Source organism: Streptomyces sp. NPDC001902, assembly GCF_042891295.1.
In the GTDB taxonomy this organism is placed as follows: Bacteria; Actinomycetota; Actinomycetes; order Streptomycetales; family Streptomycetaceae; genus Actinacidiphila.
Genome location: NZ_JBIATA010000006.1, coordinates 100155 through 112657, shown reverse-complemented (window position 1 = coordinate 112657; position 12503 = coordinate 100155). Strand labels below are relative to the sequence as shown.

Sequence of the window (12503 nt, the reverse complement as noted above, 5' to 3'; positions counted from 1 at the left end):
CCCTGCACCACATGGGGAGGTGCGGGCGCTTGATCCGTACGCTTCGGGCATGAGACTCTTCCGGCCGCGCGGCCGACACGAGGCGGATCGGCCCACGAGTTCCCCCGTGGACGAGGTCATCGCGCTCTACACGGCGGGGCGTTACGCCGAGGCGGAGACCGAGGCCCGTGCCGTGGCGGCTGCCTGGACCGGGCAGCGCGGCACCCCGTACGCACCGCTGGCCCTGAGCTTCGCCGCCCTGGCGGTGGGGGCCCAGGGCCGTCACGCCGAGGCCGTCACCGCGTACGACGAACTGCTGCCCGTGTTCGGAAGGACCTTCGGCGCCGAGCACATGCTGACCCTGAAGCTGCGTTCGGATCGCGCGCAGGCACTCAGCGCGCTCGGCCGGCACGCCGAATGCGAGGCGGAATGCCGGGCCGTCGTAGGGGTAGCGGCCCGCGGCACCGGCCCGGACATGCTGAACACGGCGGCGGCCGCACGCAACGGACTGGTCTTCGCGCTCACCGCGCAGGGCCGTCACGCGGAAGCGGAGGCCCTCGTCCGCGACGCCCTCGCGGCCCATCCGGAGCATGACCGGTTCGCTCTGGTCCTGCGACTCGGCCTGGCCCGCAGCCTCAACGCCCAGGCCCGTCACGAAGAGGCACTCGCCGAGGCGGAACGCGCCGACGACCTGCGCCGCGGCATGTCCGCGCAGCAGCACCGAGCGGAGACCGGTGCGGTCGAACTGGCCCTGGCCACCGCCCTCCAAGGGCTCGGCCGTGAACGCGAAGCCCTCAGCAGGGCCGTGACCGCGCATGATGCGTGCCTGGCGACGTTCGGCCCGGACCACCGCCGGACCGCCGAGGCTCGGGACCTGCTCGAACGTATCGCCGGGGACGTGCCGGACACCGACGCCCGGTAGCGCGTGGCACACGGGCCGGGGCCCGCTCTGCGTGCAGAGCGGGCCCCGGCCCCGGGTTGCCCGGCCTCGGCCCGGCGGCGTACGGAGCACCGCGGGGCGGGGTGATCAGGACGCGGGCTGCTCCACCTTCGTGGCCGGGTCGCCGTCCACCGCGGCGGCGAGCTGCGGGACGAGGCGGTCGAGCACGTAGGGGATGCTCAGCACGGTCGACAGGGACACCGCGTTGCCGTAGTCGCCGGACTCCTCGACGAAGACCTCGCGGCCTTCCTTCACGACCTTCAGGTCGGCGTACAGCTTGTCCTCGTGCAGCTTCGCGACGGCCGTGGTGGTGTCTGGCACGATCCACACCGCGACGCTCTGGTCGAGCAGGTCGGTCCGCTCCTTGCTGATGTTGGCGCCGAATTGGTCGCCGATCACCTTGTCCAGGTCGGCCGGGAGCTTCAGCCCGAGGTCGGCCAGCAGCCGCGAGCGGGCGTCCTGGCTGCCGTAGACGAAGGTGCCCTCGTACGGGGTGGCCATCACCGTGGTGGCGCCGGCGAACTCGGGGTGCGCCTTCTTGGCCTCGGCGAACTTCGCCTCGACGGCTTCGACGAGCTTCGTGGCCTCCCCGGGCTTGCCGAGCGCCTTGCCGATGGTCTCGGTCTGCTGCTGCCACGGGATGCCGTAGTCGTTGAACTCCTTGGGCTGGGCCACGACCGGAGCGAACTTCGACAGCGTGTCGTACTGCGCCTTGGTCAGGCCCGAGTACAGGGCGAGGATCAGATCGGGCCTGAGGGCGGCGATCTTCTCGACCTGCGGCCCGGTGCCGGTGTCCTTCAGGACCGTGGGCGCCGCGGCGGAGCCCAGCTTGTCCTGCGCCCAGGGGCCGAAGGCGCCCTTGTAGCCGCCGATCCACTCGGTGGTGCCGACCGGGACGGTGCCGAGCGCGAGGACGGCGTCCTGGTCGGTGAGGCCCACGGTGACCACGCGTTTGGGCTCGGACTTGATCGTGGTGCTGCCGTACTTGTGGGCGATCGTGACGGGGAAGGCGTTGCCCGCCGACGCCTTGGTGGAGCCGGAGCCCGGCTTCGACGCGTCGGAGGGCGAGTCGGAGGAGCTGCAGGCGGCTACCGCACCGACGAGCATCAGTACGGAGGCGAGCAGTCCGGCGAACCGGGTGGCTCTGTTGGCGCGGGGCATCGGGTGATCCTTCTGTTCGTTTCGGTTCTGGACGGGTTGGTTCAGGGGCGGCGGCGGCCGCTACGGCCGGGGGGTGCTGCGGTGCTCCGACCAGGCCTGCCACAGGGCGGCGTACGGCCCCCCGGCGGCGCGCAGTTCGTCATGGGTGCCGCTCTCGGCGATGCGGCCCTCCTCCATCACCACCACCCGGTCGGCGGCGGCGGCCTGGCTGAGCCGGTGCGCGACGACCAGGGCCGTACGGCCATCCAGCGCGCGCTCGGCGGCCTCCTCCAGCCGCCCGGCGCCGGCGCTGCCGGCCTCCGCGGTGGCCTCGTCGAGGACGGCGACCGGCGGATCGGCCAGCACCAGCCGGGCGAGGGCGAGTTGCTGCGAGCGGTCGGCGGTCAGGCGGTGGCCGCCCTCGCCGACGACGGTGTCGAGGCCCTCGGGCAGCGCCTGTGCCCAGCCGAGCGCACCCACCCGCTCCAGGGCCTCGCGCAGCTCCTCGTCGGTGGCGTCCGGTCGGGCCAGGCGCAGGTCGTCGCAGAGCGGCCCGGAGAAGACGTGCACCTCCTGCGTGACCAGAGCGACCGTGCGCCCGGTCTCCGCGGGTTCGCCGCCGCCGACGTCGACCCGGCCGGACGACGGCCGGTGGATGCCGACGACGATCTTGGCGAGCGTGGTCTTGCCGGCGCCGCTGGCACCGACGAGGGCGACCCTCTCCTTGGGCCGCAGCACCAGGTCCACGTCAGTGAGCACCGGCCGTCCCGGCACGTAGGCGTGGCCGACGCCCTCCACGGTCACGGCGGGAACACCGGGAACGCCGGGAGCGTCCTGGGCCGGCGCGGCTCCGGAGGCGACGGGCGCCGGCTCGTCGACGACGCCGACCAGCCGGGCCAGGGCGGCGGTCGCGGACTGTGCGTCGTCCAGCAGCACCAGCGCGGTGTTCACCGGGCCGAACAGGCTGTGGAAGTACAGGGCCGCCGCCGTCGCCGTGCCGATCGACGCGGAGCCGCCGCGCACCAGCAGGAAACCGGTGACCAGCACGGCGGCCAGCCCGGTGTACTCGGCCACGTGCAGCCGGCTGTAGAAGCGCAGCACCAGCTGCACCCCGCGCAGCGTCAGGTCGACGGCCGAGCGGGAGCGTTCGGTGACCCGCTCGGTGTGCCCGGCCTCGGCCCGGTAGGCCCGTACGGTCGCCGCGCCGCCGATGGTGTCGAGCAGCTGCTGCTGCTGGGCGCCGGTGGCGATGCGCTCCTTGGCGTACAGCGGGGTGGCGTTGCGGACGTACCAGCGCGCGGTGTGCGCCTGCACGGGCACCGCGAGCAGTGCCGCCAGCAGGAACCGCCAGTCCAGCACCGCGAGGGCGGCCAGCGTCAGCACGATCGACAGCCCCGAGCGCACCAGTTCCGGCAGCGCGGTGCGCACCGCGTCCGCCACCCGTGACACGTCCCGCGTCACCCGGGAGTTGAGGTCGCCGGAACCGGCCCGCTCCAGGCGCTCCAGCGGCAGCGACAGCGCGCGCTCGACGAAGCGCTCGCGCAGCTCGGCCAGCACGGTCTCGCCGAGCCGTGACACCAGCGACATGCCGGAGGCGGTGGCCACGCCCTGCGCCACGGCGACCAGCACCAGCAGCACCACGGGCAGTGTCAGCGCCCCCGCCGGGCGCCGGTCGGTCACCAGGTCGACGATGTGCCCCAGCAGGGGCTGCGTCAGCAGCCCCACCGTCGTGGCCGCCACCATCACCAGGGCCCCGCCCACCGCCAGCGCCCGGTGCGGACGCAGCAGTTCCCGTACCGCGGCACGCGTCCGCGCGGGCGTCGCCGTGGGCAGCAGCTCCCGCGCCGCGGATCCCGATGCCGTCGTCATGCCAGTACCGCCGTCCGGTAGGTCGCGTCGCCGTGCACGAGGTCGCCGTGCGCGCCGTCGGCCGCCACCCGGCCGCCGTCGAGGAGGACGACGCGGTCGGCGACGGACAGCAGGGCCGGGCTGTTGGTGACCAGCACTGTGGTGCGGCCGCGGCGGTGCTCGCGCAGTCCGCCGGCGATGCGGGCCTCGGTGACCGCGTCGACCGCCGTGGTGGGGTCGTGCACGACGAGTACCGGGCGGTCGGCGACGAGGGCGCGGGCGAGCGCGACGCGCTGGCGCTGGCCGCCGGAGAGCGAGCGGCCGCCCTCGCTGACCTCGGTGCCGGTGCCCTGCGGCAGGGCCCGGGCCACCTCGTCCGCGCAGGCGGCGGCCAGCGCGAGGTCGTCGTCCCCGGTGCCGCCCAGGTTGTCGGCGAGCGTGCCCTCGAACAGGTCGGCGTCGTGCGCCGCGACGAGGACCACGGTGCGCAGCCGCGCGGGGTCGAGCTCCGGCAGGGGTACGCCGTCCAGTTCGACGACGCCGGCCTCCGGGTCCGTGGTGCGGCCGAGGCAGGCGAGCAGTGCCTGCGCGGCGGCCGGGTCGGTGCTGGCGACGCCGAGCAGTTCTCCGGGCCGCACGTCGAGGTCGGCCTCGCGCAGGGCGCCGAGGGTGACGCCGCGCAGCCGCAGCCCGCCGCGTACCGGGTCCGGCAGGGCGCGGTCGCCGGGATGCACGTCGGGCTCCGCGGCGAGCACGGCCGCGATGCGTCCCGCGGAGGCCCGCCCCTGGGCGAACTCGGCGTTGACCCAGGCGAAGACCTCCAGCGGCCCCAGGAGGAACAGCGCCAGGCCGACCGCCGAGACGAGCTGACCCAGCGTGATGTCGCCCGCCGTGGCGAGCCGTCCGCCGATCAGTGCGACCACCGCGATGAAGACCCCGGTCAGGGTGAGCACCACCCCGCTCTGCCAGGCCTCCGCGCGCGCCGCCCGCACCGTGGCGCCCAGCGAGGCGCGGCTGGTGCGCCGGTACCGTTCGACGGCGGCGCTCTGCGCCCCGATCCCCTTGAGCACCCGCAGTCCCGCCACCAGGTCGGCGGCGATCCCGGAGGCGTACGCGGCGCGCTCCTGCTCGGCCTCGCTGCGCCGCTCCAGGGGCTTGCTCAGCAGGTGCCCGAGCCAGAGCAGCAGCGGTGTGCCGAGGAGGACGACCAGGCCCAGCAGGACGGAGATCCGCAGCAGGGCCACGGCGCTGACCAGAAGTCCGGTGAGGGCCGAGATCCCGGTCATGACCGCCATGTTGACGGCGCCGACCCGCTTGGCGTCCTCGGTGGCGATGTTGGCCAGCTCACCGGGCAGATGGCCGCGCTCGGCACCGCCGCGGGGGTCGAGGACCCGCCGTACGAGGGTGATCCGCAGTGCGTGCGCGGCCTGTTCGGCGGCGCGTTCGCCGGCGCGGGCGCCGAAGCGGAAGCTGAAGGAGAGTCCGACGTACACGACGGCCAGCACCGCGAGCCAGCCGAAGAGCGCACGTCCGTCGCCGTCGGACACGGCCTGGTCGATGACGATGCCGATGAGGACGGGGACGAGCGCCTCCCCGAACTGATGGCCGGCGCCGAGCACGGCACCCACGGTGACGTCCTTCCGCCGGCCCTTGACCGTCCTCAGCAGGACATCCCGCCCCGACGGCACCCTCGTTCCCACCCCGCGACCCCTCCGGTACCCAGCCGACGGCGACCAGCGCGCCCTGTCTGAAGCTTAGGTAAGGCTACACTAAGTTCCCCTCGGGGGTGAGGTCCCCGGGAGACGTCCCGGACCCCGCGGCAGGCGACGCGCCGGGGCCTGGCGAAGTGACCTCGGCCACGTGCGCACCCCACGCTTGACCTCAAGCGCTTGAGGTTCCGAAGACTGAGGACGTGGCAATGACAGACGCCCCGCCGGTGTCGATCCAGGAGGTGTCGCGACGCAGCGGCCTCTCCGAGCCGACACTGCGCTACTACGAGAAGATCGGCCTCATCGGCCCGGTCCCCCGCGACGAGAGCAGCGGCCACCGCCGCTACGGCGCTTCCGCGGTGGAGAGGATCGAGGCCCTGAGCTGCCTCAAGGCGACCGGGATGAGCGTGCGCGACATGCACGCCTACCTCCGTCACCTCGACGGGGAGGCGGACGCCGACCGGGCCGTGCAACTGCGCGACCTGTTCCGGCGCAACGCCGACCGGGTGGCCGAGGAGGTCGAGCGGATGCGGGTCCGCCTGCGGTACCTGCAGCTCAAGACCGACCTGTGGGACGCGCGGGAGCGGGGCGACGACGACGCGGAGCAGCGTGCCGTGGACGAACTCACGCGCACGGTGCCCGATCTGAGATAGGGAAGAGAACACCATGTACGACCTGAACCCCGGCTCCGGACCCGTCCTCGTGACGGGCGGCAGCGGCTACCTCGGCTCGCACGTCCTCGACGCGCTGCTGCGCGCCGGCCACCGGGTGCGCACCACCGTCCGGTCCCCGGACCGCGCGGAAGGCGTCCGCGCGACGGCGGCCCGGGCGGGCGCCGACCCCGGACGGCTGGAGATCGTCGTGGCCGACCTGGGTGCGGACGAGGGCTGGGCGGAGGCGGTGAAGGGCTGCGAGCACGTCCTGCACGTGGCGTCGCCCTTCCCGGCCCGGCAGCCCCGCCACGAGGACGAGGTGATCGTCCCGGCCCGGGACGGAGCACTGCGCGTGCTGCGGGCGGCGCGTGACCACGGCGTCCGGCGCGTGGTGATGACCTCGTCCTTCGCCGCCGTCGGCTACAGCCGTACGGGTGGCGGCGCCTACGACGAGAGCGACTGGACCGACCCCGGGGACGACCTGACCCCCTACGTCAAGTCCAAGGCGGTCGCCGAGCGCGCCGCATGGGACTTCACGGCCGCCGAGGGAGGCGGGCTCGAACTGGCCGTGATCAATCCGCCCGGGATCTTCGGCCCGGTGCTGGACCGGCACCTGTCCGCCTCGGTGGGGCTCGTCAAGGCGATGCTGGAGGGGGCCCTGCCGGTGGTCCCGCCGCAGTACTTCGACGTGGCCGACGTGCGTGACGTGGCGCAGGCCCACCTGCGGGCGATGACGGAACCGGCCGCCGCGGGCGAGCGCTTCCTCATCGGCACCGGCACGGCGACGAGCTTGTACGGGATGGCCCGGATCCTGGCGGAGGGGCTTGGCGAGCGCGCCGCGAAGGCGCCGGCCAGGGAACTCACCCCCGAGGAGGTGCGGGAGGGCGCGCGCACCGACCCGGCGCTGCGGGAGGCGGCGGGTCAGCTGGGCAGGGTGCCGGTGCTCCGCACCGACAAGGCGCGCGCGGTGCTGGGCTGGGAACCCCGGTCCGTGGAGACGACCGTCCTCGACACCGCCGGGAGCCTGTTCCGGCTGGGACTGGTCGACGCCTGACACCCCGTACGGGTCAGGTCGGCCAGTCGTACCCGAGGGTGAAGTCGACCACCACGGCGAAGGTCAGGTACAGCAGCCAGGCGGCGGTCAGCAGCCGGAACAGCCCCATCACGCGTTCGGCGACGGGCACGCCGACCGACATGACGAACTTGCTGAGGTAGACGGCGAAGAGCCCGATGAAGACCAGCCCGACGGGCCAGTCGTCGACCGCGAAGAACACCGTCGCGCCGAGGGCCGACAGGACCATGTAGGCCACGCCGACCCCGGCGTTGACGCGTGCGTCGTTGCCGCGGTAGCGGTCCCAGCCGAGCGCGAACCAGTGGATGCCGTACGCGGTGAAGGCCAGGGCGGCCATGTAGAGCGGCGGCTCCTTGAACACCTCGAACCAGGTGAGCCCCACGAAGAGGATGACGCCCGCCAGGAGCTGGCAGAGGCCCGGGAGCCAGATGCCCCAGACGCCCATCGCCCGGTCGACCCGCTCGTCCCGCTTGGGCCAGCCGAACAGTTCCTGGGACCCCCAGATCAGATAGCCGGTCGCCAGGCCGAAGAAGCCGAGGGCGAGCGGCGGGTACACCGACGGTTCAAAAATCACATCCATTAGTCCATTATTCACCCAAATAGGTCATATTGCCCATTCGGCCCACGCGCGAGGGTGACGGACCGGCTCTCACCCGTCACCCTCCGTCGCGTGGTGCCGCAGCGGCCCGAATGATGTTGCCGCGGCGCGCCGAGCTGGAGAAGGATCTACAGCTGTCGCCCCGAGGCGTGTACGTGCAATCAGCGATGAGGGAGGACGATATGGAGCCACGGGAACTCCGTGGCGCAGTCGAGGCAGGACGTGCCACCGCATCGGAGCTGGGCCTTCAGGCCGACGACGTGGTCGTCATCCACAACTCGGACCGCGTCGCGCTGCGCCTGGCCCCTTGCGATGTTCTGGCCCGGGTCGCCCCTTCTGGCCATCTGGCTGATTCCGAGTTCGAAGTGGAGGTTGCCCGCCGCCTCGCCGACGTCGACGCTCCCGTGGCCGGGCTCGACCCTCGGGTCGACCCCCGGGTCCATGTGCGTGATGCCTTCGCCATCTCGCTCTGGACGTACTACGAACCCGTGGGACCGCGGATCGCTCCGGCCGACTACGCGGACGCGTTCCTGCGGCACCATGCCGCACTGCGCCGGATCGACCTGGACGCACCGCATGTCACCGATCGAATCGCTGCGGCACTGGGAGAAGTCGGCGACCGGGAGCGATCCCCCGAGCTGTCGGATGCCGACCGGGAATTCCTCCGCGGCACACTGGCCGGGCTGAGCGCGGCGGTCGGCATCGGCAGGGCCGGCGAGCAGCTGCTGCACGGCGAGCCGCATCCGGGCAACCTCCTCAACACGAAGAGGGGGCCGCTCTTCGTGGACCTCGCCACGTGCTGCCGTGGGCCGGTCGAGTTCGATCTCGCCCATGCGCCCGATGAAGTGGGAAAGCACTATGCGGGGGCCGACCACGACCTGATTCACCGGTGCCGCGCCCTGAACTGGGCGATGTTCTCGGCCTGGCGCTGGCGCCGAGACGACCAAATGCCCGACCGGGACCACTGGAGGGTGGAGGGGCTCCACCAGGTTCGTGCCGCACTCGACCGCTGCGAACCGGGCTGAACCCGGGACGGAGGGGCCCTCACGCCTGCTGCGCCGGGGTGCCGTCCGGTCGGCTCGCGTCCATGCCGAACGAGTCGTGGACGGGCCGCACCTCGACCGCCACGACGTGGAAGTCGACGACGCGTCGGGCGATCTCCCGCGCGCGCTCCGGGCTGGTGCAGTCGACCACGTAGTAGGCGGTGACCTGCTCCCTCGCCTCCGTGAGCGGTCCGTCCACCGTCGTCGGGCCGTCGTCGCGCAGCCGGATCGTCGTGGTGTCCCTGGGGTAGGCGAGTCCGGCCCCGTTCAGCAGCTCGCCGGTGCCCGCGAGATCCTTGTGCAGCTCGTCGTGCCGGCGGAACACCTTGGCGCGTTCCTCGGCGGTCATCGCCTCGGTCGCCGCGGGGTCGGCGTACATCAGCACCAGGTACTTCATGCCACCACCCTGGCAGAAGGCCGCTCGTCGCGGCCTTCTGCCAGGGGAACCTCAGCCCGCCGTGATGCGGAGCCTGATCGTCCGGGACTGCGGGCGCAGCGCGAACTCGGGCCACACGTCGGGCCCGCACGCCCGGGAGCCGAGGCCGTGCTGGGCCGCGTCGACGAACAGGTGGCTGGTCGCCGACTCAGGGAGCTCGAACGGGTGCGCCGCCCGGGCGATCTGCTGCGGTGTGTGGCGGCTGAGCGTGAAACCCGGGAGGCGCCCCTGTGCGTCCGGGACGGTCACGAAGCGGAGCACTCCGGCGCCGCCACAGGTCAGTTCCAGCCGTCGCAGGCGGGAGCGGTGCCCGGTCTCCTGGGGGCGCGCGTAGGCGACGGAGAGTTCGTCGACGCCGGCGGAGAAGCGGCCGGTGCGCGCCGCGCGGAGGCTGTCCGGGTAGGACTCCTGCGGGCCCATGCCGAACCACTCGGCGCCGTCGACGGGGGCGCCGCCGTCGGGCAGGTCGAAACGGACGCCGATGCGCGGCCACACCGTCGCCCAGCCGCCCGACGGCTCGATCTCCACCCGCAGTTCGAGCTCGTCCCCCTGCAGGGACCAGACGGTCTCCACCGTCACCGACGACGCGGTGTTTGCCGCGGACACCTTGGCGACGGTCCGCAGCGCGTCCGGGGCGGTCTCCACCGACAGCACCCGCGTGGTCAGCCGGTCCAGGCCGTCGCCACGCCACAACTCGGCGTTGGAGACCCCGGGGACGTGGGCGTCGCTCTCCTCGGCCACCCCCGAGGTGCCCTCGTCGTTGTCGGTCGGGGCACGGAACAGTTCCAGCCGCGGGCCCGCCACGGCGCGGCCGGCGAGCCGTACCAGGTCCCCGCCGGCGAACTCGGCGATGCCGAGCGTCAGCGTCCCCTCGCTCCGCCGCCAGTCGGCCGGAAGCCGGACGGCGGGCACGGCACGTCGCGCCGAACGGTCCAGCTGGGCGGTCGCGACCACATGGCCCTCGCTCGCCCACGCGGTGCCGGCCGCCAGGACCGCGTCCAGGGTGAGCCAGGTCTCCGCGTCCCGCGACACCGCGACCCGCGGCAGCGGCACGCGCGCCGACCCGCCCGCCACGACGACGGGCACGTCCAGGTCACCGGCGTCCACGGGCGTCCCGTCGTGCTCGACGCGCCAGCGGAAGCGCAGGTCGGCGGTGTCGGCCGAGTGCCGCAGATTGGTGATCGTCACCACGCCGCCGCCGTCGTCGTCGCCCGCGTCGAAGGTGAAGCGGACCGGCTGCACCACCGCCTTGAACTCGTGGAGGCCGGGGGTCGGGACGTCGTCGCTGAGCACCATCCCGTCCATCACGAAGTTGCCGTCGTGCACGACCTCCCCGAAGTCGCCGCCGTAGGCGTAGTAGGGCGTGCCGTCCGGGGCCGTCGTCAGGATGCCGTGGTCGCGCCATTCCCACACGAAGCCGCCGTGCAGGCGCGGATGCCGGTGCACCAGCGCCTCGTACTGGTCGAGGGCGCCCGGCCCGTTGCCCATCGCGTGGGCGTACTCGCACAGCAGGAACGGCTTGGTGCGCTGCCGTGCGCCCTGCGAGGGGGTGCAGTCCTGCAGCGGGGTGCGCGAGCCGTCGGTCCCGATCTGCTCGGTCTCCGGCACCGAGGCGTACATGCGCGAGTAGACGTCCGTGTACGCGCCGGTGTGGTCGCCCTCGTAGTGCACGGGGCGTCCCGCGTCGCGGGCGTGCACCCAGGCCGACATCGCGGCGAGGTTGGCACCGGTGCCCGCCTCGTTGCCGAGCGACCAGAGCACGATGCTGGGGTGGTTCTTGTCCCGTTCGACGGTGCGCCGGATCCGGTCCAGGTACGCCTCCCGCCACGCCGGGTCGTCGCTGGGGTTGCCGGCCCAGCCGACCTTGTCGAAGCCGTGCGTCTCCAGGTCGCACTCGAGGACGACCCAGAACCCGAGTTCGTCGGCGAGGTCGAGCAGCCGCGGATGCGGCGGGTAGTGGCTGGTGCGGATCGCGTTGACGTTGAACCGCTTCATCAGGGCCAGGTCCTCGCGCGCGTGCTCCTCGTCGAAGACACGGCCGCGCTCGGGGTGGGTCTCGTGGCGGTTCATCCCGTGGAAGACGACGCGGCGGCCGTTGACCAGGAACCGGTCGCCGCGGATCTCGACCGTGCGGAAGCCCGTCCGCACCGTGACGGTCTCCGCCGCCGAGGCCACCGTGACCTCGTACCGCCGCGGTACCTCGGCCGACCAGGGTTCCACGCCGTCGACCTCGAACGCGGTCACCTCGGCCGCGGAGCCCCAGACCCGCTCGACGCCGAGCTCGGGGATGCGGAGGGTGACCGGGAACGCCGCCGCCTCCGCGGTGACCTCCGGGTCGATCCGGCCGCGCCCCCGCTCGAACCCGGTGCGCAGCCAGACGTCCTCGATCCCCCCGACGGGCCGCGCGATCAGGGTGACGTCGCGGAAGATGCCCGGCAGCCACCACTGGTCCTGGTCCTCGAGGTAGCTCGCCGCCGACCACTGGTGCACGCGCACCGCGACGACGTTGTCGCCCGGGCGCACGGACGCGGTCACGTCGAACTCGTGGGCCAGCCGGCTGCCCGAGGCACTGCCGACCTCGTCGCCGTTCACCCACACCTTGAAGAGCGACTCCACGCCGTCGAAGCGCAGCACGACCCGCTCGGCCCGCGACCAGTCGGCGGGCAGCTCGAAGTGGCGGCGGTAGTCGCCGGTCGGGTTCTCGTCCGGCACGTGGGGCGGGTCGATGGGGAAGGGGAACTGGATGTTGGTGTAGATGGGCCGGCCGTAGGCCCCGTCCCCCTGGAGCACCCAGTGGGAGGGCACCGGGATGTCGTCCCAGCCGCCGTCGTCGAAGCCTTCGGCCGCGAAGTCGTCCGCCGCCGTCGCCGTGGGCGACAGACGGAACCGCCAGTGCCCGTTGAGCGAGCGGGAGGGGGCGTCGGAGTGCAGCCACGAACGCGCCGGACGCAGCGCGCCACGCCCTGGTGTGGTGTCCGAAACATACGCGGAGAGCTCGGAGGGCAAGAGGTCACAACTCTTTCTTGGTAGCGAAAGGGGGATCCGGTGTGCGGTCACGGCCGCGGTCGGGGTCACGGCCGCGACC

Annotated in this window: 10 protein-coding genes; 4 read left to right on the top strand and 6 right to left on the bottom strand. The window is 73.1% G+C overall.

Annotation, left to right across the window (positions count from 1 at the left end):
* Positions 1–49 precede the first annotated feature (49 nt).
* Positions 50–901 (top strand): tetratricopeptide repeat protein, encoded by an 852-nt coding sequence (locus tag ACFYYN_RS13140; protein ID WP_500356996.1) that lies wholly within the window; start codon positions 50–52, stop codon positions 899–901.
* A 105-nt stretch (positions 902–1006) separates the two neighbouring features.
* Here the strand turns inward: ACFYYN_RS13140 and ACFYYN_RS13135 are convergent, their stop codons facing one another.
* The 3 genes from ACFYYN_RS13135 to ACFYYN_RS13125 are packed head-to-tail and all read right to left on the bottom strand — an operon-like array spanning position 1007 to position 5607.
* Entirely contained in the window at positions 1007–2080 is a 1074-nt protein-coding gene (locus ACFYYN_RS13135; protein WP_500545806.1) for an iron-siderophore ABC transporter substrate-binding protein, read from the bottom strand.
* A gap of 60 nt (positions 2081–2140) precedes the next feature.
* Positions 2141–3928 (bottom strand): ABC transporter ATP-binding protein, encoded by a 1788-nt coding sequence (locus tag ACFYYN_RS13130; protein WP_500545805.1) that lies wholly within the window; start codon positions 3926–3928, stop codon positions 2141–2143.
* On the bottom strand, positions 3925–5607 hold the full coding sequence (locus tag ACFYYN_RS13125) for an ABC transporter ATP-binding protein (RefSeq protein WP_500545804.1): 1683 nt from the start codon (positions 5605–5607) through the stop codon (positions 3925–3927). Before ACFYYN_RS13125 ends, ACFYYN_RS13130 begins: the two co-directional genes overlap by 4 nt.
* Positions 5608–5825: 218 nt before the next feature.
* Between ACFYYN_RS13125 and ACFYYN_RS13120 the strand changes: the two genes are divergently transcribed.
* Both ACFYYN_RS13120 and ACFYYN_RS13115 read left to right on the top strand, forming a co-directional pair.
* Positions 5826–6269, top strand: coding sequence for a MerR family transcriptional regulator (locus tag ACFYYN_RS13120; protein WP_500545951.1), 444 nt, complete (start codon positions 5826–5828; stop codon positions 6267–6269).
* A gap of 13 nt (positions 6270–6282) precedes the next feature.
* Positions 6283–7323: an SDR family oxidoreductase gene (locus ACFYYN_RS13115; RefSeq protein WP_500545803.1), complete on the top strand. Its 1041-nt coding sequence runs from the start codon at positions 6283–6285 to the stop codon at positions 7321–7323.
* A 13-nt stretch (positions 7324–7336) separates the two neighbouring features.
* Here ACFYYN_RS13115 and ACFYYN_RS13110 read toward each other — a convergent pair whose 3' ends face one another.
* On the bottom strand, positions 7337–7921 hold the full coding sequence (locus ACFYYN_RS13110; RefSeq protein ID WP_500545802.1) for a hypothetical protein: 585 nt from the start codon (positions 7919–7921) through the stop codon (positions 7337–7339).
* A gap of 200 nt (positions 7922–8121) precedes the next feature.
* Here ACFYYN_RS13110 and ACFYYN_RS13105 point away from each other — a divergent pair, with 200 nt between their 5' ends.
* Positions 8122–8964, top strand: a complete 843-nt coding sequence (locus ACFYYN_RS13105) for an aminoglycoside phosphotransferase family protein (protein ID WP_500323626.1) — start codon at positions 8122–8124, stop codon at positions 8962–8964.
* A 19-nt stretch (positions 8965–8983) separates the two neighbouring features.
* Here ACFYYN_RS13105 and ACFYYN_RS13100 read toward each other — a convergent pair whose 3' ends face one another.
* Positions 8984–9379, bottom strand: coding sequence for a YciI family protein (locus ACFYYN_RS13100; protein ID WP_500545801.1), 396 nt, complete (start codon positions 9377–9379; stop codon positions 8984–8986).
* A gap of 51 nt (positions 9380–9430) precedes the next feature.
* Positions 9431–12424, bottom strand: coding sequence for a glycoside hydrolase family 2 TIM barrel-domain containing protein (locus ACFYYN_RS13095; protein ID WP_500545800.1), 2994 nt, complete (start codon positions 12422–12424; stop codon positions 9431–9433).
* Between the last annotated feature and the right edge of the window lie 79 nt (positions 12425–12503).